Source organism: uncultured Bradyrhizobium sp. (assembly GCF_936928535.1).
Taxonomy (GTDB): domain Bacteria; phylum Pseudomonadota; class Alphaproteobacteria; order Rhizobiales; family Xanthobacteraceae; genus Bradyrhizobium.
Window position 1 is genome coordinate 96,015 of sequence record NZ_CAKZHY010000099.1, and the last position, 19,938, is coordinate 115,952.

The following is a 19,938-nucleotide window of genomic DNA, read 5'->3' on the forward strand; positions in this document are numbered from 1 at the left end:
GATCAGTTACTGCGTGACCTTGAGGGCGTGCCTGTTATCCGCGCTCGCCTCGGCTTCGGCCCAGGCTTGCGGCTTGACCTTGTCGCCGGCTGCAAATTTCTGGAAGCCTTCGACCACGACCTTGTCGCCGGCCTTCAGGCCCTCGGTGACGAACCAGACGCCGTCCTGCACCGAACCGGTACGAACAGGCTGCACCACGATGCGATTGTCGTCCTTGACGACGAACACCTCGCTGCCACCACCGCCATTGCGCTGGACCGCCTGCTGCGGCACCGCGATGGCGTCGGAGTCCAAACCCTGGTCGAGGCGGACGCGGACATACATGCCCGGCAGCAGCTCGCGCTTGGGATTGCGGAACTCGCCGCGCAAGGTCACCTGACCGGTATGGGCGTCGACCTTGGCGTCGGAGAACAGCAGCTTGCCGTCGAGCCCATAGATGGTGTTGTCGTCGAGCACGAGGCGCACCTTGACGGCATCGGACTCGATGCGATCGAGATCGCCGCTCTCGAAGGCGCGACGGAGCTGGTTGAGCTCGGTCACCGACTGGGTGAAGTCGGCATAAACAGGATCGAGCTGCTGGACGGTTGCAAGATTGGTCTCGTTCTGCACGGCCAGCGCGCCCTCGCTGACCAGGGCCGCACCGACCACGCCGTCGATCGGCGCGCGCACGGTCGCATAGTCCAGATTGAGCTTGGCGCGCGCGAGCTCGGCCTTGCGGCCCTCGACCTCGGCCTTGGCTTGTAGCTCCGCAGCGATGGTCTTTTCGTTCTCGGCTTCAGGCGCGGCACGCTGGCTGGTCAGCGTCGCGATACGGCGCGCCTGCTGCTGCGCCTGCATCAACGCAGCTTCAGCCTTGGCAAGCCCGGCCTCGTTGGCCATGACCTCGACCTCGAACGGACGCGGATCGATCCGATAGAGCGGATCGCCCGCCTTCACCTCGCTGCCCTGGCGGAACAGCCGCTCGACCACGATGCCCGACACGCGCGGGCGCACCTCGGCAACGCGCGTCGGCGAGATGCGGCCCGGCAGCTCGCGCACCACGGCGCGCGGCTGTGGCTTGACGGTGACGATGCTGACATCGGGTTCGATGGATTGGGCAACTGAGACGGCAGATGAAGATTCGTCGCAAGCAGCAAGCAGCGGCGCAAAGGCCGCGAGCATCATTGCAACGCATGCCGATCGCGCTGGAAGTCCTGACATGAAGTTAAGTGCCCCAAAAATGTTGAAACTGATCAAGCCTCGCGCAACGCCCGTGTTGGGTCGTCACCGCGACTGCTCCGACCAAAATAGAATGGACGTGCTGCAACGCAACGCATCGCGCGGGCGGCTCAATGTCACACGCGCTATCGCGCTGAGTTCAGGCCGATTTTTTGGACTCACCGGATTGTGAGTCCGGTTCCACCCCAACCTGCTGTGACAGAACATCGCAGCGGGTTGGCGCCCCTCACTCTTGCGCGAGATCAAGGCGACTACCTTGCGGGACTGATAAGCGGTGAATCGATGAGCACAGCCCTTGTTGAACCCGGATATGCGCCTCACGCCAGATACGAGCGCCTGATCGTTGCGGCCAAACATGTTCCGTCCGCCGCGACCATTGTCGTCCATCCTTGCGACGAGACATCACTGGCTGGCGTCTGCGAAGCTGCGGAGATCGGGATCATCAAGCCGATTCTCGTCGGCCCGCGCGACAGGATTAGGTCCACGGCGGCCAGCCACGGCTTGGACATCGCGAGGTTCGAGATCGTGGATGCGCCGCACAGCGATGCAGCCGCTGCCAAAGGCGTCGAACTCGTGCACGAAGGCCGCGGCGAGCTCCTGATGAAAGGGAGCCTGCATACCGACGAATTGATGCGAAGCGTGACGGCAGTCGCCGGGGGGCTGCGCACCAACCGGCGGATCAGCCACGTCTACGTGATGGACGTCCCCGGTTACGCCGAAACGCTCTTCATCACGGATGCGGCAATCAACATCTTCCCGGATCTCGACGCCAAGCGCGACATCGTGCAAAACGCGATTGATCTGTTCATCCAGATCGGGCTGGGATCGCACCCGCGCGTCGCGCTGCTATCGGCCGTGGAGACCGTGACGACCAAGATTCCCTCGACGATCGATGCCGCTGCGCTGTGCAAGATGGCGGACCGCGGCCAGATCACCGGCGGCATCCTGGATGGTCCGCTTGCCTTCGACAACGCGGTCGATCTGAAAGCGGCTGAGATCAAGGGCATCAAATCGCCCGTTGCAGGCAGGGCACAGATCCTCGTCGTGCCCGATCTTGAGGCCGGCAACATGCTGGCGAAGAATCTCACCTTCCTTGCCAAAGCCGATGCCGCGGGCATCGTACTCGGCGCTCGCGTGCCGATCGTACTGACCTCGCGCGCTGACAGCGTGCGGGCGCGCCTGGCCTCCTGTGCGATGGCCGTGCTCGCTGCCGACGCACGTCGACGCCTCCATCCCGTTCCCCCGGTCTGAGGGGCTAACAGGCCTCCCGGCCGGCCGCCTTCATCCGGTAGTGGCTGACGCCCCATTCCGTGCCGTCAGCGTAGCCGAACAGGCCTGCGGTGGCGAGGAAGAACCAGCGCCAGCGCCGCATCCACAACGCGGTGTCCTCGCCATAGACGTTGCGCAAGCAGGCTTCGATCGCGTCGCGATGCGCGTCGAAATTGGCGAGCCAGTCCATGGCCGTGCGCTGATAATGCGTGCCGCTCCAGCGCCATTCCTTCTCGACCTCGAAGATATCGGCATATTGCCTGACGAGCTGATGGCTCGGCATCACCCCGCCGGTGAAGAAATGCTGCGCGATCCAGTCCTCGCGATTGGCGCGATCGAACACGTAAGAGCCGGCGCGATGGGTGAAGATGTGCATGAAGAAGCGCCCGTCCGGCGCGAGCCATGAGCGCACGCGCGTCATCAGCTTGCGCCAGTTCATCATGTGCTCGAACATCTCGATCGAGACGATGCGGTCGAACCGGCCTTCCGGCGCGAACACGTTCATGTCCGACGTGACGACGCGCAAGTTCAGCAGGCCGCGCTGCTGCGCGATGTCCTCGATATAGGCGCGCTGCGATTGCGAGTTCGAGACCGCGGTCACCCGGGCATGCGGAAACTGCCGCGCGATCCACAGCGACAGCGAGCCCCAGCCGCAGCCGAGCTCGAGGATGGTCTGGCCGTCGACAAGACCGGCATGCTCGACGGTCTGGCGCAGCGATTCCTCCTCGGCTTCCTGCAGCGTCGTCGCATCCGTCTTGTAGAAGCAGGAGGAATATTTCCGGTTCGGGCCCAGCACCTGCGCGAAGAAGCTTTGCGGCACTTCGTAATGCTGGCTGTTGGCGGCGTCCGTGTGCTCGGCGATCGGCCGCAGCATCATCTTTCCTGCGAAGGCGGCATCGTCGGCTGCGCCGTGCGCGGCGAGGCGCGTTGCGGTGCGTGAGCACAGGCGCTGGATGGCGGCGCGAACCACCAGATCCGGCAACGGCACGCGTTCGGCAGTCCCGATGATCGTGGACACGACGCTCATGCGGCCATTCCCTCTCGCGGTGGCAACGGAAAGAACATGCTGGTTCGGGATTGGTAGGCGCGGTAGCGCTCGCCGCGCGATCGCAGCATCTGCGCTTCCAGCGGCGGGATGCCGGTGACGTGGACCAGGATCCAGTACATGAAGATGGGTGCGAGCAGGCTGGCCCAGCCCCAGGGATAGCCGGCTGCGAGACCAATCACGGGATAAGCGAGCCAGCCGAACCATTCGAAGAAATAATTGGGATGGCGCGACCAGCGCCACAGGCCGGCATCGCAGACCTTGCCATGGTTGGCGGGGTCATGCCGGAAGCGGCGCAGCTGCGCATCCGCCAACGCCTCGCCGGCGATTCCGATCAGCAGGATGACGGCTCCAAGGACGTCCTGAATCCGCAAGGCCGGTTCAGGCACATGCGCGGCGACGAAGATCGAAAACACCAGCGGCACCGAGCCCAGCGCCTGGTTTTGCAGGAAGATGAACATCCGCCTGGGAGCATTGAGGCCCCACTCGGCGGCAAAGGCGGCATAGCGGGGGTCGTCGGTGATCCCCCTGGTGCGGATCGCGATATGGGTGCCGAGCCGGAGCGACCAGACCGCGACCAGGCCGGCCACCAGCCACTGCCTGACATTGGACCCCTCGCCTCCGAGCGGCCACAGCGCGCTGCCGGCGCCGACCAGCCCGACCGAGAAGGTCCAGATCGTATCGACCCAGCCGGAATTGCCGCTGCGCTGCTGCACAACCCAGGCGAATGCCATCAGGACCGCGAGCGAGAGCGCGATGGAAGCCAATCCCCCAAGAAACATCGCCATGCAAAAAATCCGACCTAAGCCTGTGGAATGCCGAAGTTTTGCAAAATACGTCTGTATCAAAGCGCGGTTTCAGCTTTGGGTTCCCCACCCCTTCCCGAAATCCGCACATCCGGCGCTTTTTTTGCACCCGGCCTGTGCCATAGTGCGGAGGCAAGCAAGCTTCGTAATGGATGATCCCGGCCATGCCGTCAGGCGCCTCGCCCCGTTCCGCCATCGACATCGAGTACACAAAACTGTCCTCCCCCAGCGTCTTCCTGGTGCGGATGCTGGTTTTCCTGGTGCTGTGCGCGCTGGTGGGCGTGGTGCTCTACAAACAGATCATCCAGGCCTTCTTCGCCAATCCCGGGCTGAACGCCCTGATCGGGGCCGTGCTGTTCATCGGCATCGTGCTGGCCTTCCGCCAGGTCATCCGGCTCTATCCTGAAGTCTCCTGGGTCAACAATTTCCGCATCGCCGATCCCGGCCTCGCGCCGGCCCGGCACCCCAAACTCTTGGCGCCGATGGCGATGATCCTGGGCGGCGAGCGCACCGGGCGGATGTCGATCACCCAGACCACGATGCGGCATCTGCTCGATTCCATCGCGACGCGCCTGGATGAGGCCCGCGACATCTCCCGCTACATGACCGGCCTGCTCGTGTTCCTCGGCCTGCTCGGCACCTTCTGGGGCCTGATCGAGACGGTCGGCTCGGTCGGCAAGGTCATCGACGGGCTCAAGGTCGGGGGCGATGCCGGCGCGCTGTTCGACACGCTGAAGGAAGGCCTCGCCGCCCCGCTCGGCGGCATGGGCATCTCGTTTTCCTCATCACTGTTCGGCCTTGCCGGCTCGCTGATCCTCGGCTTTCTCGATTTGCAATCGAGCCAGGCGCAGAACCGCTTCTACACCGACCTCGAGGACTGGCTCGCCACCACCGTGCGCGAATACGGCAGCGGCGAAGTCACCGTCGCCGCTGCCGCCGGCGGCGGGGTTGCCAGCGGCGAGCTGCAGGCCGCCGTCGAGCGGCTGCGTGGCGTGCTTGAGGAAGGCAGCGCCAGCCGCGGCACCACGGCGGCGATGGCGAGCCTTGCCGAAGCCATCCAGGCGCTGGTGTCGCACATGCGGACCGAGCAGCAGATGATCCGCGAATGGGCTGACGGCCAGGGCGAGCAGAACCGCGAGATCCGTCGCCTCCTGGAGCGCATCGCGCGCCAGCCCGAGAAGAGTTAAGCAATCAACGTTTGAGAGGCGAGCATGGCTCTAGCCCGCGGCCGCCGCAGCGAAGGCGCCTTCAACTACTGGCCCGGATTCGTCGACGCGCTGTCGACGCTGGTGCTGTCGATCGTGTTCCTGTTGTCGGTGTTCCTGGTCGTGCAGTTCTTCCTGTCGCAGGAGGTGACTGGCAAGGACAAGGCGCTGGAGCAACTCAACGCCAAGATTGCCCAGCTCACCGAGCTGTTGTCGCTGGAGAAGCTCGGCAAGCTCTCGCTCGACGATCAGGTCTCGCAACTGAAGGCGGGCCTCGCCTCGGCCGAGACCGAGCGCGACCGCATGAAGGGCCTCTATGAGGGCCTCGCCAATGCCGGCAACGACGCGCAAGGCAAGACCGCCGAACTCGGCAAGGCGCTCGACTCCGAGAAGGCGGTGTCGGCGCGGGCGCTGGCACAGATCGAGGTGCTGAACCAGCAGATCAGCGCGCTGCGCCGGCAATTGGCGGCACTCGAGGAAGCGCTCGATGCGTCGGAAAAGAAAGACAAGGAATCGCAGAACCGCATCGCCGATCTCGGCTCGCGCCTGAACGTTGCGCTGGCGCAGCGCGTGCAGGAATTGTCGCGCTACCGCTCGGAGTTCTTCGGGCGCCTGCGCGCCATTCTCGGCAACCGCCCCGACATCCGCGTGGTCGGCGACCGCTTCGTGTTCCAGTCCGAAGTGTTCTTCGACACCGGACAGGCGACGCTCCTGCCCGAGGGCCGTGCCGAGCTCGACACGGTGGCCGCCGCGCTGATCGAGCTCGACAAGAAGATTCCGGCCGAGATCGCCTGGGTGCTGCGCGTCGACGGCCACACCGACGTGCGGCCGGTCAACGGCCCGAACTTCAAGTCGAACTGGGACCTGTCGTCAGCGCGCGCGATCTCGGTGGTGCAATATCTGATCTCACTCGGCGTGCCCGCCCAGCGCCTCGTCGCCGCGGGCTTTGCCGAATTCCAGCCGCTCGATCCCGGCAACACCGAAGACGCCTACAAGCGCAACCGCCGCATCGAGCTGAAGCTGACGGAGCGGTAGTGAGCGCGCTCCGCCTCCGTCCCTACGCAGACGCCGACGAAGCGGCGGCGATCGAGCTCTGGCATCGGACCTGGCAGCAGGCCTATCCGCAGATCGATTTCGCTGCGCGGCTGGACTGGTGGCGCGAACGCTGGCGCAAGGATCTGGTGCCGAAGGCCCAGATCGTCGTCTCGGAACAAGACGGCGCGCTGACGGGTTTTGTGACCATCGACGGCGACGGTTATCTCGACCAGCTGGTGGTTGACCCCAACCACTGGGGCTCGGATGCGGCACGTCTGCTGGTGGACGAAGCCAAGCGCCTGTCGCCATCGGGCGTGACGCTGCTGGTCAACAAGGACAACGCCCGCGCCATCCGCTTTTACGAGCGCAACGGCTTTGCCGATGCCGGCGAGGATTTGAACCCGACCTCGGGGCGGCCCGTGCTGAAGATGGCGTGGCGGCCGTGATTTCTGTCACGCAATTGCGTGGCGCGGTTTGCGAGTGTGGCATCAAGCAGGCAGATGGAGAGGATCAATGCGGCTGAGCAACCTGGCCAAGGGGTCTTCGGTGTTCCTCGGCGTCATCGTTGCCGGCTATGTGTCGAGCGTTTATGTCGACCAGCGCCTGGCGCCGCCAGCAAAGACAGCGAGTGAGACGACAGCGTCGCCAGCTCCGACGAGCACCCCTGCTCCGACGGAAATCCCCGCCAACGGAGGCTCGCCCTGTATCGGCGAGGGCGGAAGCTGGAAGAACTGGCCCTGGCCGAACGTGCCGATGGGCTCGCCGAAGTGCAAGTGAGGCGTGACGCTACGCCTCACGCCCCCTCGAACTGCAACCTCGCCAGCCTCGCATAGAGCCCGTTCGCGGCAACCAGTTCGGCATGCGTGCCCTGCTCGACGATCCTGCCCTGGTCCATCACCAGGATGCGGTCGCAGGAGAGCACGGTGGCGAGGCGGTGCGCGATCACCAGCGTGGTGCGGTGGCTCATCAGCTCTTCGAGCGCGGTCTGCACCAGCGTCTCGCTTTCGGCGTCGAGCGCGGAGGTCGCTTCATCGAGCAGCAGCAGCGGCGCATCGCGCAGGATGGCGCGGGCGATCGCGATGCGCTGGCGTTGGCCGCCTGACAGCGTCACGCCGCGCTCGCCGAGCGGGGTGTCAAAGCCTTCGGGCAGGCGGCGGATGAACTCGCTGGCGTGCGCGAGATCAGCGGCACGCTCGACCTCGGCATCACTGGCATCGGGCCGGCCGAAACGGATGTTCTCGCGGGCGCTGGCCGCGAACACGTTGGATTCCTGCGGCACCAGCGCGATGCGCGAACGGAAATCGCGCGGATCGGCGGATTTCACCGGCACGCCGTCAAGCGAGATCGCGCCGCTGCGCGGATCATAGAAGCGCAGCAAGAGATGGAAGATGGTGCTCTTGCCGGCGCCAGACGGGCCGACGATCGCGACCTTCTCGCCCGGACGCACGGTGAACGAGACGGCATCGAGCACGCTGACGTCGGGACGCGCGGGATAGGCGAAGCTGACGTGATCGAACCCGATCTCACCGCGGCCCGGCACCGGCAGCGCGCGCGGCGATGCGGGCGCCTTGATGTCGGGCTGTACGTGCAGAATCTCGAACAGACGTTCGGCGGCGCCTGACGCGGCCGACACCTCGCCCCAGACCTCGCTGAGCTGGCCGAGGCCCCCGGCGGCGAAGGCCGCATAGAGCACGAACTGGCCGAGGCGGCCCGGCGTGATCGCGCCTGTCAGCACGTCATGCGAGCCGATCCAGAGGATGCCGACCACGCTTGTGAACACGATGAAGATGACGATGGCGGTGAGAACCGCGCGCGCTTGCGTCGAGGTGCGCGCGGCATCATAGGCCTGCTCGACCTCGCCGCCAAAACGCTTCGCCGCCAGCCCTTCGCTGGTATAGGCCTGCACGGTGCGGATCGCGCCGACCAGCTCGCCGGCATAGGCGGAGGCATCGGCCAGCGTGTCCTGCGCATTGCGCGACAAGCGCCGCACCCAGCGTCCGAACGCGACCAGCGGCAGCACGATCAGCGGGATTGCCAACAGCACGAAGCCCGAGAGACGCGGGCTGGTAATGACCATCATGGCTGCCGCGCCAAAAAACATCATCAGATTGCGCAGCGCGATCGACACGGAGGCGCCGACCGCGGATTTGATCTGTGTCGTGTCAGCGGTAAGCCGCGACACCAGTTCGCCGCTGCGCGCGGAATCGAAGAAAGACGGCGACAGCGAGAGCAGATGTGCAAACACGTCGCGCCGGAGGTCGGCGACGATGCGCTCGCCGATCGTCATCACGAGGTAGTAGCGCGATGCGCTCGCGAGCGCGAGCACGGCGACGACGGCGATCATCACCGAGAAGTAGTTGTTGATCATCGCGATGCCTTCGGGCGTCAGCCCGAAATCGATCATCCGGCGCACTGCGACCGGCACCAGCAGCGTCGTCAGTGCCGCAACCGTCAGCGCGACGAAGGCGAGCGCCGCCCGGCCCCGATAGCGGGCGACATAAGGCGCGAGCGCCATCAGCGGCCGCAGCTTGGCCCGGTTCTTGGCGGGCTGCTCGATCAGCTCGGCTTCGATCGACGGGGCTTGTGCGGGCAGGGTTTCAAGCCGTTCAACAGCGCTCATTGGAATCCGACCAAAAGAGAGACGTTCGCTCCACATAGGCCGCGGCACGGGGCGAGGCAAATCCGGGATGTACCGTAAGGAGCAGCCCGGTTCTCAAGCCCCCACAATGGCTTGTTTTGAAGGCCCCCGTGCGGTATAGACCCCTCCAAATCCGTCATTCGATAGTCACTCAAGCCGGGCGCGGGCGCCCTAGGAATTGTCATGAAAGCCGAAATTCATCCGAATTATCATACGATTAAAGTCGTCATGACCGACGGAACCGAGTACCTGACCCGCTCCACCTGGGGCAAGGAAGGCGATACGCTGAACCTCGACATCGACCCGAAGTCGCATCCGGCCTGGACCGGCGGCAACGCCCAGCTGATGGATCGCGGCGGCCGCGTCTCGCGCTTCCCGAAGAAGTTTTCGGGCTTCCTCAAAAAGGATTGATCCGGCCAAAATGGCTGGAGACGAAAAACGCCCCCGGAGAGCCGGGGGCGTTTTTGTTTGAGCCCGTCATTCCGGGGCGGCTCGCAGAGCCGAACCGGAATCTCGAGATTCCGGGTTCGCGCTTCGCGCGCCCCGGAATGACGACGCCTTACCGCTCGAACGCAGCCTTGAGCGCGTTGAGATGCGGCACCAGCGGGTTGCCGATTGCGATGTGGTCGGCCGGCGGGGTGTGGATCGAGGTGTCGAGGCGGCGGACGCGGGTCTGCAGGCTCATCGAGCGCTCGATCAGATCCTGAAGCTGCGCCGGCAGCTTCTCGATGGTGTCGACGGGGCCGGGATCGGCGGCGGTGAGCTTGACCTTGGTCTTCTCGCGGTTGGCCTGGACCAGCGTCATCTCGCCTTCCTTGACGGCGCGGTGCAGCAGCAGCCACGAGGCGAGCTGCATCAGGCGCGTGGTGAGGCGCATGCTCTCGGTCGCGTAGGTGAGGCTGACGGCGCGGTCGAGCGCCTTGGCCTCGTTGCGGCCAGCGCCGTCCAGATAGGCGGCGGTCTCTTCGACGAGATCCATGCCCTCGCGGAACAGGACGCCGAACGCCGCAGAATTGGTGAACCGCTCGCTGAGTTGAACGAGAGCGCCGTCGGCTTGCAAACGTTCCATGGTTAACGCCCCTTACGCAACTGTTTACCTGTCCGGCTTTGGCGCCGGCTTATGATGAACAAATCATTGCGCGGGGGGCTGGCGGAGTCCAGCGACAAGCGCGGATATGGTTTCCGCGGGTCATTCCCGGGAATTCAACCGCCGCTAGAGACGAAACCACAAAAAAAGAGCCGCCGGAGACCGGCGGCTTTGAAAGTTGATAACAGGGAGGCGTCAAACAGAGTGGACAGGAGCCACTCGGTGTCCAAACGAGGACAGTTCCAGTCATAAACTCGAAAGCTTAATGGTGCGTAAACGAACGATTTTTTTGAAGGTTCGTTAGCCATGTCGGCCAGAGGCCGAGCCGCCCCTCTCTTCGCCGTCATTCCGGGGCGCGACGAAGTCGCGAGCTACGATGCGCAATTGCGCATCTGAGAATCCATAACCACAGGGAGACGGAGTGGCCCGCCTGCCCGTTTCAACATCCTGTGGTTATGGATTCCGGGTTCGGCGCTGCGCGCCGCCCCGGAATGACGGCGGAGAGAGAACCCTACGACTTGAAAAAACTGTCCGCCGCATCGCGCGAGGCTCGCTTTTTGGTGGCGGCTTCTTCCAGTCTTGCGATCTCGGTCTTGAGCAGGGCGACGCGCTCGGTCAGTTCCTCGACCGACAACAGTGAGAGATCCTGTCCGATCTCATGGGTGACCTTCTTGCGCGGACGGTCGTCGTCTTCCATCGGCATCGTCGTTCCTCCTGCGTGCGCGCCCGGTACACGGCTTGTACACGGCTGAGGCGGTTGCCAGCTTGAACCGCGCTGGCTAATCAAAGGCCTCGCTCCCTCGCACCTTTGCTCAAGGACACATCATGGACAAGCTGCCCGCGCAAATGACCGTGGTCGCCATCTCCAAGCCCGGCGGACCGGAGGTGCTGCTGCCGGAACAACGCCCTGTGCCGCAGCCCGGTCCTGACGAGATCCTGGTCAAAGTGCAGGCTGCCGGCGTCAACCGGCCCGACGTGGCGCAACGCTCCGGCGCCTATCCGCCGCCGCCCGGCGCCAGCGACCTGCCGGGCCTCGAGATCGCAGGTGAAGTGGTCGCGGTCGGCAGCAACGCCAAGCGGCACAAGATTGGCGACAAGGTGATGTCGCTGGTCGCCGGCGGCGGCTATGCGCAGTACTGCATCGCGCAGGACGCCCAGGCCATGAGCGTGCCCCCCGCCCTGTCGATGCAGGAAGCCGGCGCGCTGCCGGAAACCCTGATGACGGTCTGGCACAATGTGTTCGAGCGTGGCGGCCTGAAGGCCGGCGAGACGCTGCTGATCCATGGCGGCTCCTCCGGCATCGGCACCATGGCGATCCAGCTTGCCAAGGCATTCGGCGCAAAGGTGTTCGTCACCGTCGGTTCTCAGGACAAGGCCGACGCCTGCCTCAAGCTCGGGGCGGACCGCGCGATCAACTACAAGACCGAAGACTTCGTCGAAGTGATCAAGGCGGAGACGAACAAAGCGGGCGTCAACCTGATCCTCGACATGGTCGCCGGCGACTATGTCGACCGCAACTATGACGCCGCTGCCGTCGACGGCCGCATCGTGCAGATCGCGACCCTCAACGGCCCCAAGGTCAGCGTCAACATCGCCAAGGTGATGGTCAAGCGGTTGACCCATACCGGCTCGACCTTGCGTCCCCGTAGTAATGCGGACAAGGCGGCGATGGTGGCCGCGATTGAGGCGAAAGTGATGCCGCTGCTGCGCGACGGCCGGGTCAAACCATTGATGGACAGCGCTTTCCCGCTGGAAAAGGCCGCCGACGCACACCGGCGCATGGAAACCTCAGCACATATTGGCAAAATTGTGTTGGAGGTCTAGGCCGCTGGCCGATCAAACCGGGCGGAAACCCTTTGATTTTCTTGGCTTTCGTGCCATCTATCGCGAAATGCCGACCACTTCCGTCCGGTCTGAAATCGTCCTTACGTGCCAGCCTTGCGTGCCGTTCTTGCACGCAGAGTTTGCGTCGAACGCGGAGAACTGACCTTGCGTCTGATCAGGTGCCTCGCGCCCATCGCGCTGGGCCTCATGATTCTTGTCGCCGCGCATCCCGCGCGCGCGCTCGACGCCGTCAGCGTCCGCAGTGACGCGCCCGCGATCGACCTCACCGGCGTGCTCGAGCATCAGCGCAGCGACGCTGATCGCATCCAGGTCTCCACCGCGCCCGGCACCGACGGCATCGTCCGCCGCATCGAGGTGCGCGCCCGCGAAGGCGGCCAGAACTGGGTGGTGTTCGCGCTCGCCAACAACACCGACGACCAGCTCGACCGCCTGATCGTCGCCCCGCATTACCGCATCGTCTCGTCGGGGCTGCTTTGGCCCGACCTCGGCCTGTCGCGCATCGCAACCATCACGCCCTCGATCGGCGACCGGCCGGAACGGCAGGAAAGCGCGACCGCCGACGTGTTCCGCATCACGCTCGATCCCGGTGCCGTCGTCACCTTCGTCGCGGAACTGCGCACCGACAAGCTGCCGCAGCTCTATCTGTGGGAGCCGGAAGCCTACAAGGACAAGGTCAACTCGTTCACGCTCTACCAGGGCATCGTGATCGGCATCTCCGGTCTGTTGGCCCTCGTGCTCACGATTCTGTTCGTGGTGAAGGGCAGCATCATGTTCCCGGCCGCCGCGGCGTTGGCTTGGGCGGTGCTGGTCTATATCGGCGTCGATTTCGGCTTCTGGGGCAAGGTGCTCGACATGTCGAACAACGCCGAGCGCATCTGGCGCGCGGCGGGTGAAGCGATATTGGCGGCGACGCTGCTGGTGTTCCTGTTCGCCTATCTCAACCTCAGTCGATGGCATGTGCGCTACTCGCACATCACGGTGGGCTGGCTCGCCTTCCTGGGTTCGCTGGTCGCGCTCGCACTGTTCGACCCGGCCGTCGCCTCCGGCATTGCGCGCATCTCGCTGGTGCTGATCGCCTTCGCCGGCTTCGCGCTGATCGTCTATCTCTCCACCCACGGTTTTGATCGCGCGGTGCTGCTGATCCCGACCTGGTTCCTGCTGGTGGTCTGGGTGGTCGCAGCCGGCATGACGGTGGCCGGCTCCGTTACCAACGACATCGTCGGACCTGCTTTGCTCGGCGGCCTCGTGCTGATCGTGATGCTGATCGGCTTCACCGTGATGCAGCACGCCTTTGCGGGCGGCGGCGCCACCACAGGCGTCGTGTCCGACATCGAACGCCGCGCGCTGGCGCTGGCCGGTTCCGGCGATCTGATCTGGGACTGGGACGTCTCCGCCGACAAGGTCTTTACAAGCCCCGAGACGGAAGCCCTGCTTGGGCTGAAGCGTGGCACGCTCGAAGGGCCCGCGGCCTCGTGGCTCGAGGTGCTGCATCCGCTCGACCAGGACCGCTTCCGCGCCGCGCTCGACAGCGTGCTCGACCAGCGCCGCGGCCGCCTGGTGCAGGACTTCCGCCTGCGCACCCCCGACGGTCACTTCATGTGGTTCGCGCTGAAGGCGCGCCCGGTGGTCGGCTCCGACGGCGAGGTCTCGCGCGTGGTGGGCACGCTCACCGACGTCACCGAGCTGCGCAACGCGGAGGAGCGCCTGCTGCACGATTCCGTGCATGACAATCTCACCGGCCTGCCCAACCGCAAGCTGTTCATGGATCGCCTGGGTGCCGTCGCACATTTCGCCAAGACGATGCCGACGCTGCGGCCGACGCTGATGGTGATCGACCTCGACCGTTTCAAGCAGGTCAATGATTCCGTCGGCATCGCGGTCGGCGATTCCATCCTGCTCACCCTCGCCCGCCGCCTCACCCGCATCCTGAAGCCGCAGGACACCCTGGCGCGGCTCGCCGGCGACCAATTCGGCCTGATCCTGTTGTCGGAGCAGGACCCGGCGCGGATCACCAACTTCGCCGAGACCATCCGCAAGACCATCCGCGCGCCGATCGCGTTCAACGACCGCGAGATCTTCCTGACCGCGTCGATCGGCATGGCCCTGTCCGATCCGCAAACCCAGCTCACGGACGAGATCATCAAGGACGCCGAGCTTGCGATGTATCATTCCAAGCGCATCGGCGGCGACCGCATCGACGTCTACAAGCCCGCGATGCGCGCGCGGAAGACCGACCGCCTGACGCTGGAGAGCGAGCTGCGCCGCGCCATCGAGCGGCAGGAGCTCACCATCCTGTACCAGCCGATCGTGCGGCTGGAGGATCGCTCGGTCGCCGGCTTCGAGGCGCTGGCGCGCTGGGACCATCCCAAGCTCGGCCGCATGGCGCCGTCGGAATTCATCACCATCGCGGAAGAGACCGGCCTGATCGTCGACCTCGGCATGTTCGTGCTCGACCAGACCGCCAAGCAGCTCTCGATCTGGCAGCGCGCGATGCGCTCGCGCGAGCCGATTTTCGCCTCCGTCAACGTCTCCTCGCGGCAATTGCTGCGCCACGATTTGATCCACGATATCCGCACCGTGCTGTCGCGCTCCTCGGTGGCGCGCGGCACGCTGAAGCTGGAGCTGACGGAATCGCTGGTGATGGAGAATCCGGAGCACGCCGCGCAAATGCTGACGCGGATCCGCGAGCTCGGCACTGGATTATCGCTCGACGATTTCGGCACCGGCCATTCCTCGCTGGCCTATCTGCAGCGCTTCCCGTTCGACACCATCAAGATCGACCAGTCCTTCGTCCGCACCACCAACCGCGGCACGCGGCCGGTGATCCTGAAGTCGATCATCGCGCTCGCGCACGATCTCGGCATGGACGTGGTGGCGGAAGGCGCCGAGACCGATTCCGACGCGGTCGAGCTCTACCAACTGGGCTGCGAATACGCGCAGGGCTTTGCCTTCGGCGAGCCGATGGACGCGGATGCCGCGATGCGCCTCCTGACGGAAGTGCGGCTGGAAGCGGCGAGCTGAGCTCTTCTTCCCTTCTCCCCTTGTGGGAGAAGGTGGCGCGAAGCGCCGGATGTGGGGTTGTCTCTCCGAATTCCACCGCGAGAGATTCGCGCGCGGAAAGAGACCCCTCACCCGTCTCGCCGCTCCGCGGCGAGCCCTCTCCCACAAGGGGAGGGAAAATAACGCAAACCCGCGCTAGCCGGGCCGCCGCCCATCCTTCTTCCGCTTCGTGAAGCGCACGCTGGCACCATCCGGCATCCGTGTGGCGACGAACCCCGCGGCCAAACAGGCTTCGCGCTGCGGCATCTGGATGTCGGGGCTGCGCAGGCTGTCCCACCATGACGCACGATTGGCCGCGCGCGGCAGGGCGGCGCCGATGATCTCCTCGATCTGCTCGAAGCTCAGCACGAATTCCATCTGCTTCTGTCGCAGCAGGTAATCACGTAGCGCGTCGTAGTCGTTCACCGCCGTCCCCATCCATTGTCCGCGACCCGATCTGCGCAAAAGCGATGCCCGCGGAAACCAATCCTTAACTCATTGCTTCAGTGCCGTCGCGGCTTAAACACTACGCAAGCTTTCAGGCGCATCCACTAATATCGGGAGCAAACGATGCTGTCTGGATGGCGCGAAGCCAAGGCCCGCCGGCCCTGGCGCATGTCGGCAAAGCTGTTGATCATCACGTCGGTCGTGACGGTGATCGGCTTTTCCGCCATTTGCGTCAACGTCCTGCTCGACATGCGCCGCGGCGAGGAGGCGCTGGCGCGCCAGACGCTGGAGAACCTCGCCACCTCGATCGACGCCGACATCAGCCGCAACTTCGATATCTACGACCTGTCCCTGAAGGCGGTCGTCAACAACATGCTGCTGCCCGAGCTCGCCACGGTCTCGAGGCCGGTCCGTCAACTCATCCTGTTCGATCATGCGACCACGGCACGGCATTTCGGCGCCGTCCAGGTGTTCGATGCCGACGGCAGGCTGACCATCGATGCCTCGACACTCGATCCGGAGCCGCAGAACCGCGCCGACGAAGAGTATTTCAGGGTTCATCGCGACAATCCGAACGTCGGGCTGTTCATCAGCCATCCGATGTTGTTCCGCGGCGCGTTTTCGATCGTGCTGAGCCGGCGCATCAGCGATAGCGATGGCGGCTTCATGGGGGTCGTCGCCGGCTCCATCCGCTACACCTACTTCCACGAACTGTTCGAGCGGCTGAGCCTCGACCCCGACGATACCATCACCGTGCTCAAGCGCGACCGCACCATCATGATGCGACGGCCTTTCGATCTCGACATCATCGGCAAAAATCTGGGAACGCAACAGAAGTGGAAACCTGACAATCTCAAGGCCGGCGGATCCTATGCCGGAAAAGGACCGGTGGACGTGACGCCGCGCCTCTACGTGCGCAGCAGCGGCTCCGGACCGTTGTTCGTCGTGGCAGGCAAGCCGCTGAGCGCGGTGTTCTCGCTGTGGCAGAGGGAAGCGCTGCGCATCGGCGCCGTGGTGCTGATGCTTTCCCTGTTCGTGCTGGGCTCGGCGATCGTGCTCGCCCGCGAGATCGGCCGCCGTGCAGATGCCGAAAGCAAGCTCGAGGAGATGGCGACGACCGACGCGCTGACGGGCCTGCGCAACCGCCGCAAGTTCGACCAGGTCATCGACATGGAATGGCGGCGCGCCATGCGCCAGAAGTCGCAGGTCGCGCTGCTGATGATCGATGCCGATCACTTCAAGGCCTATAACGACACGTTCGGTCACCAGGCCGGCGACCAGGTGCTGGTCGGCATCGCCATCTGCATCTCGGACTCGGTACGCCGCGCCGGCGACTGCGCCGCGCGTTATGGCGGCGAGGAGTTCGCCGTGCTGCTGCCGAACACGTCGGCCACCGACGCGTTCAAGATCGCCGAGACCATTCGCGCCAAGGTGCTCGGCTGGTCCGACGGTGGCGCGGGATCGACCGTCTCCTGCGGCGTCGCCAGCCTCGCGCCCATGGCCGGCATGGACTGGACCGTGCTGGTCGCAGCCGCCGACAAGGCGCTCTATGCCGCAAAAGCCGGCGGGCGGAATCAATCGGTGGTGGCGAGCTTGCCGGCGCTGTCGCTGGTGGCGTGAGGCGCGCTTTTCGCAGCCGTCATTGCGAGGAGCGAAGCGACGAAGCAATCCAGAGTGTTTCCGCGGAGGGATTCTGGATTGCTTCGCTTCGCTCGCAATGACGAGAGGCCCTACTGCCCCAGATACTTCTTCATCTCCGCGATCAGCCCTTCACGCAGCTCCGGCCGCTTCAGCGCGTAGGCGATGTTGGCGCGGAGGAAGCCGGGCTTGGAGCCGCAGTCGTGGCGCTCGCCCTCGAACTCGACGCCGTAGAACTTCTGCGATTTGGCGAGACCGATCATCGCGTCGGTGAGCTGGATCTCGCCGCCGGCGCCGCGCTCCTGCGTCTCCAGGATCTTGAAGATCTCGGGCTGGAGGATGTAGCGGCCGGTGATCGAGAGGTTTGAGGGCGCCGTGCCCTTGGCCGGCTTCTCGACCATGCCGTCGACCTCGAACATCTTGCCGGTGCGTTTTCCCACGCCGCAGATGCCATATTGATGGGTGAGATGGTCGGGCACCGCCTCGACCGCGATCAGGTTCGACTTCTCACCGAGCTGAGCTGCCGTGTCGATCATCTGCTTGAGGCAGCCGGGCGAATTGAGCACGAGCTCGTCGGGCAGCACCACCGCGAACGGCTCGTTGCCGACGATGTCGCGCGCGCACCAGACCGCGTGGCCGAGACCGAGCGGCGCCTGCTGGCGGGTGAAGCTGACGGCGCCGGCTTCCGGCTGGTTCTCCGCCAGGATCTCCTGCTCGGCCTTCTTGCCGCGCTGGCTCAGCGTCGTGTCGAGCTCGAACATCCTGTCGAAATGATCTTCGATGACGTTCTTGTTGCGGCCGGTGACGAAGATGAAGTGCTCGATGCCGGCTTCCCGCGCCTCGTCATAGACGTACTGGATCAGGGGCTTGTCGACGATGGTGAGCATTTCTTTCGGCATCGCCTTGGTGGCGGGCAGGACGCGGGTGCCGAGGCCGGCGACGGGAAATACGGCTTTGCGGATTTTCATGTGATTGATCGAATACCTTGGAGCGCGCGTGAAAGAAGCAATGGGATCTTGCTAGCCGTTTTGCAGCCGGTAACAAAGGCGGATGTTGGGCTCCGTCTTCGAGAATTTGCGAAAAAGGTGACCAGCAAAAATTCACCTTTGTTAAGATATTGGCAACCGTAACGAGGCCTCCTGATGGCGGATTTTTGGCCGGACGGATGGGGCATATGAGGCAATCGGTGGCAGGCTTGGCAAAACGCGGCGGATCTCTGGCAGGCACAACGATGATTGCGGCCGCGCTGCTGTTCCCTGCGTCTGCGCAGGCCCAGGGATCTCAGGGGCAAAACGGCCTGTCCAACCTGTTCGGCGGTATTTTCTCTGGCTCGAACCCGGCGCCGTCGCAAGCCCCCGGCGGCGCCCCGACGGGCGCTCAGCCCTGGAGCGGCGAGGACGGCGCCTCCGGCCATCCCTTGATGACGGCGGCTGCGATCCGCGAGGCGGCCGGCAATTTCGACAATTGCGTTGCGGGGATGTGGCCGGATGCCGCGCGGCGCGGCATCAAGCAGGAGAATTTTCAGCGCTTCACCGCAGGGCTTTCGCCCGATCTGCGCATCATGGACCTGATGGACTCGCAGCCGGAGTTCTCGAAGTCGATCTGGGACTATCTCGACATCCTCGTGAACGACAATCGCCTCGCCAAGGGCAAGGAGATCCTCGCCAAATACAAGGCGCAGTTCGACGCGACCGAAAAGGCCTACGGCGTCGACCGCTACATCATTGCCGCGATCTGGGGCATCGAATCCAACTATTCGACGCAGATGGGCGACCGCAGCGTGCTGCAATCGACCGCGACGCTCGCCTGCGTCGGCCGCCGCCAGGCCTATTTCAAGGACGAATTCCTCTCGGCACTGGAGATCCTCAACCGCGGCGACCTCAGGCCTGAGCAGATGCGCGGGTCATGGGCCGGCGCGTTCGGCCCGACCCAGTTCATGCCGACTGCGTTCAAGCGCTTCGCCGTCGACGGTGACGGCGACGGACGGCGCGACGTCGTCGACAACCCGACGGACCTGATCGCCTCGACCGCCAACAATCTCAAGAAAGACGGCTGGCAGAGCGGCCAGAGCTGGGGCTTCGAGGTCGTGGTACCCGAGGGCTTCAACTACATGCTCGCCGACCGCGCCAAGATGATGACGATCGCGCAGTGGGAAAAGCTCGGGCTCAAGCGGGCCACCGGCCAGCCCTTCCCGCACCCGGCGGAGAAGGCCTATCTGCTGGCACCCGCGGGCGCGCAGGGACCGGGCTTCCTGATGCTGCAGAATTTCCGGGTCATCATGAAATACAACCCGGCCGAGGCCTATGCGATGGCGATCGGCCATTTCGCCGACCGCCTGCGCGGCGGCCAGCCCTTCGTGCAGCCCTGGCCGCGGCAGGAGCGGGAATTGTCCAAGAGCGAGCGGCTGGAACTGCAGCAACTGCTGGCCCAGCGCGGCTTCTACAAGGGCACCCCGGACGGCCAATTCGGCGGCCAGACCCGGGATGCGCTGCGCAACTTCCAGGTCTCGGTCGGGCTCCCCGCCGACGGGTTTGCCACCTCCGACGTGCTGGACCGGCTGCGCGGGCGGTAAAATCGCGCCGAAAGTAACCGTGATCAGGGTTTTTGGCCCGATCGGGCCCGTTTGGCCCCAGGAATCTGCAAGAGAATTTGCCCGTTTGGCGCCC

18 protein-coding genes are annotated in these 19,938 nt (G+C 64.8%); 10 read left to right on the forward strand and 8 right to left on the reverse strand.

Annotation, left to right across the window (positions count from 1 at the left end):
* Positions 1-6: 6 nt before the first annotated feature.
* Positions 7-1,164, reverse strand: a complete 1,158-nt coding sequence (locus Q0687_RS21525) for an efflux RND transporter periplasmic adaptor subunit (protein WP_298880952.1) — start codon at positions 1,162-1,164, stop codon at positions 7-9.
* A 336-nt stretch (positions 1,165-1,500) separates the two neighbouring features.
* Between Q0687_RS21525 and Q0687_RS21530 the strand changes: the two genes are divergently transcribed.
* Positions 1,501-2,469 (forward strand): phosphate acetyltransferase, encoded by a 969-nt coding sequence (locus Q0687_RS21530; protein ID WP_298880955.1) that lies wholly within the window; start codon positions 1,501-1,503, stop codon positions 2,467-2,469.
* Between the two features lie 4 nt (positions 2,470-2,473).
* On the opposite strand, the gene Q0687_RS21535 is transcribed toward Q0687_RS21530, so the two are convergent.
* Positions 2,474-3,514, reverse strand: a complete 1,041-nt coding sequence (locus Q0687_RS21535; protein WP_298880958.1) for a cyclopropane-fatty-acyl-phospholipid synthase family protein — start codon at positions 3,512-3,514, stop codon at positions 2,474-2,476.
* The gene (locus Q0687_RS21540) at positions 3,511-4,320 is read right to left on the reverse strand and encodes a DUF1295 domain-containing protein (RefSeq protein WP_298880960.1); all 810 of its coding nucleotides are present in this window, start codon (positions 4,318-4,320) and stop codon (positions 3,511-3,513) included. Before Q0687_RS21540 ends, Q0687_RS21535 begins: the two co-directional genes overlap by 4 nt.
* A gap of 182 nt (positions 4,321-4,502) precedes the next feature.
* Here Q0687_RS21540 and Q0687_RS21545 point away from each other — a divergent pair, with 182 nt between their 5' ends.
* From Q0687_RS21545 to Q0687_RS21560, 4 genes are all read left to right on the forward strand, one after another.
* Positions 4,503-5,525, forward strand: a complete 1,023-nt coding sequence (locus tag Q0687_RS21545; protein WP_298880963.1) for a flagellar motor protein MotA — start codon at positions 4,503-4,505, stop codon at positions 5,523-5,525.
* A 24-nt stretch (positions 5,526-5,549) separates the two neighbouring features.
* Complete coding sequence (locus Q0687_RS21550; protein ID WP_298880966.1) at positions 5,550-6,578, forward strand: peptidoglycan -binding protein; 1,029 nt, start codon at positions 5,550-5,552, stop codon at positions 6,576-6,578.
* Positions 6,578-7,024 (forward strand): GNAT family N-acetyltransferase, encoded by a 447-nt coding sequence (locus Q0687_RS21555; protein ID WP_298880969.1) that lies wholly within the window; start codon positions 6,578-6,580, stop codon positions 7,022-7,024. Before Q0687_RS21550 ends, Q0687_RS21555 begins: the two co-directional genes overlap by 1 nt.
* Before the next feature lie 67 nt (positions 7,025-7,091).
* Entirely contained in the window at positions 7,092-7,355 is a 264-nt protein-coding gene (locus Q0687_RS21560) for a hypothetical protein (RefSeq protein WP_298880972.1), read from the forward strand.
* Positions 7,356-7,371: 16 nt separating this feature from the next.
* Here Q0687_RS21560 and Q0687_RS21565 read toward each other — a convergent pair whose 3' ends face one another.
* Entirely contained in the window at positions 7,372-9,198 is a 1,827-nt protein-coding gene (locus Q0687_RS21565) for an ABC transporter ATP-binding protein/permease (RefSeq protein WP_298880975.1), read from the reverse strand.
* A 201-nt stretch (positions 9,199-9,399) separates the two neighbouring features.
* On the opposite strand from Q0687_RS21565, the gene rpmE reads away from it, so the two are divergent.
* The gene (rpmE, locus tag Q0687_RS21570; protein WP_298880978.1) at positions 9,400-9,627 is read left to right on the forward strand and encodes a 50S ribosomal protein L31; all 228 of its coding nucleotides are present in this window, start codon (positions 9,400-9,402) and stop codon (positions 9,625-9,627) included.
* Positions 9,628-9,775: 148 nt separating this feature from the next.
* Here the strand turns inward: rpmE and Q0687_RS21575 are convergent, their stop codons facing one another.
* Together Q0687_RS21575 and Q0687_RS21580 are read right to left on the reverse strand one after the other, a co-directional pair.
* Complete coding sequence (locus tag Q0687_RS21575; RefSeq protein ID WP_298880979.1) at positions 9,776-10,285, reverse strand: DUF1465 family protein; 510 nt, start codon at positions 10,283-10,285, stop codon at positions 9,776-9,778.
* A 529-nt stretch (positions 10,286-10,814) separates the two neighbouring features.
* Positions 10,815-11,006, reverse strand: coding sequence for a DUF1192 domain-containing protein (locus tag Q0687_RS21580; protein ID WP_298880980.1), 192 nt, complete (start codon positions 11,004-11,006; stop codon positions 10,815-10,817).
* 122 nt (positions 11,007-11,128) lie between these two features.
* On the opposite strand from Q0687_RS21580, the gene Q0687_RS21585 reads away from it, so the two are divergent.
* The gene (locus tag Q0687_RS21585) at positions 11,129-12,127 is read left to right on the forward strand and encodes an NAD(P)H-quinone oxidoreductase (RefSeq protein ID WP_298880983.1); all 999 of its coding nucleotides are present in this window, start codon (positions 11,129-11,131) and stop codon (positions 12,125-12,127) included.
* A 165-nt stretch (positions 12,128-12,292) separates the two neighbouring features.
* Positions 12,293-15,169: an EAL domain-containing protein gene (locus tag Q0687_RS21590; protein ID WP_298880986.1), complete on the forward strand. Its 2,877-nt coding sequence runs from the start codon at positions 12,293-12,295 to the stop codon at positions 15,167-15,169.
* Between the two features lie 174 nt (positions 15,170-15,343).
* Here the strand turns inward: Q0687_RS21590 and Q0687_RS21595 are convergent, their stop codons facing one another.
* Positions 15,344-15,613 (reverse strand): hypothetical protein, encoded by a 270-nt coding sequence (locus Q0687_RS21595; RefSeq protein WP_298880989.1) that lies wholly within the window; start codon positions 15,611-15,613, stop codon positions 15,344-15,346.
* A 144-nt stretch (positions 15,614-15,757) separates the two neighbouring features.
* Here Q0687_RS21595 and Q0687_RS21600 point away from each other — a divergent pair, with 144 nt between their 5' ends.
* Entirely contained in the window at positions 15,758-17,254 is a 1,497-nt protein-coding gene (locus Q0687_RS21600) for a sensor domain-containing diguanylate cyclase (RefSeq protein WP_298880992.1), read from the forward strand.
* A 110-nt stretch (positions 17,255-17,364) separates the two neighbouring features.
* Here the strand turns inward: Q0687_RS21600 and galU are convergent, their stop codons facing one another.
* Entirely contained in the window at positions 17,365-18,240 is an 876-nt protein-coding gene (galU, locus tag Q0687_RS21605) for a UTP--glucose-1-phosphate uridylyltransferase GalU (RefSeq protein ID WP_298880995.1), read from the reverse strand.
* A gap of 206 nt (positions 18,241-18,446) precedes the next feature.
* Between galU and Q0687_RS21610 the strand changes: the two genes are divergently transcribed.
* The gene (locus tag Q0687_RS21610; protein WP_298880998.1) at positions 18,447-19,844 is read left to right on the forward strand and encodes a lytic murein transglycosylase; all 1,398 of its coding nucleotides are present in this window, start codon (positions 18,447-18,449) and stop codon (positions 19,842-19,844) included.
* Positions 19,845-19,938: the final 94 nt, after the last annotated feature.

What these genes read in the sequence shown, in the direction of transcription:
- Q0687_RS21565 (WP_298880975.1), bottom strand. Translation starts at nt 9,198, where the DNA reads ATGAGCGCTGTTGAACGGCTTGAAACCCTGCCCGCACAAGCCCCGTCG.
- Q0687_RS21575 (WP_298880979.1), bottom strand. Translation starts at nt 10,285, where the DNA reads ATGGAACGTTTGCAAGCCGACGGCGCTCTCGTTCAACTCAGCGAGCGG.
- Q0687_RS21600 (WP_298880992.1), top strand. Translation starts at nt 15,758, where the DNA reads ATGCTGTCTGGATGGCGCGAAGCCAAGGCCCGCCGGCCCTGGCGCATG.
- Q0687_RS21560 (WP_298880972.1), top strand. Translation starts at nt 7,092, where the DNA reads ATGCGGCTGAGCAACCTGGCCAAGGGGTCTTCGGTGTTCCTCGGCGTC.
- Q0687_RS21530 (WP_298880955.1), top strand. Translation starts at nt 1,501, where the DNA reads ATGAGCACAGCCCTTGTTGAACCCGGATATGCGCCTCACGCCAGATAC.
- Q0687_RS21585 (WP_298880983.1), top strand. Translation starts at nt 11,129, where the DNA reads ATGGACAAGCTGCCCGCGCAAATGACCGTGGTCGCCATCTCCAAGCCC.
- Q0687_RS21550 (WP_298880966.1), top strand. Translation starts at nt 5,550, where the DNA reads ATGGCTCTAGCCCGCGGCCGCCGCAGCGAAGGCGCCTTCAACTACTGG.
- Q0687_RS21540 (WP_298880960.1), bottom strand. Translation starts at nt 4,320, where the DNA reads ATGGCGATGTTTCTTGGGGGATTGGCTTCCATCGCGCTCTCGCTCGCG.
- Q0687_RS21545 (WP_298880963.1), top strand. Translation starts at nt 4,503, where the DNA reads ATGCCGTCAGGCGCCTCGCCCCGTTCCGCCATCGACATCGAGTACACA.
- Q0687_RS21535 (WP_298880958.1), bottom strand. Translation starts at nt 3,514, where the DNA reads ATGAGCGTCGTGTCCACGATCATCGGGACTGCCGAACGCGTGCCGTTG.
- galU (WP_298880995.1), bottom strand. Translation starts at nt 18,240, where the DNA reads ATGAAAATCCGCAAAGCCGTATTTCCCGTCGCCGGCCTCGGCACCCGC.
- rpmE (WP_298880978.1), top strand. Translation starts at nt 9,400, where the DNA reads ATGAAAGCCGAAATTCATCCGAATTATCATACGATTAAAGTCGTCATG.
- Q0687_RS21580 (WP_298880980.1), bottom strand. Translation starts at nt 11,006, where the DNA reads ATGCCGATGGAAGACGACGACCGTCCGCGCAAGAAGGTCACCCATGAG.
- Q0687_RS21525 (WP_298880952.1), bottom strand. Translation starts at nt 1,164, where the DNA reads ATGATGCTCGCGGCCTTTGCGCCGCTGCTTGCTGCTTGCGACGAATCT.
- Q0687_RS21610 (WP_298880998.1), top strand. Translation starts at nt 18,447, where the DNA reads ATGAGGCAATCGGTGGCAGGCTTGGCAAAACGCGGCGGATCTCTGGCA.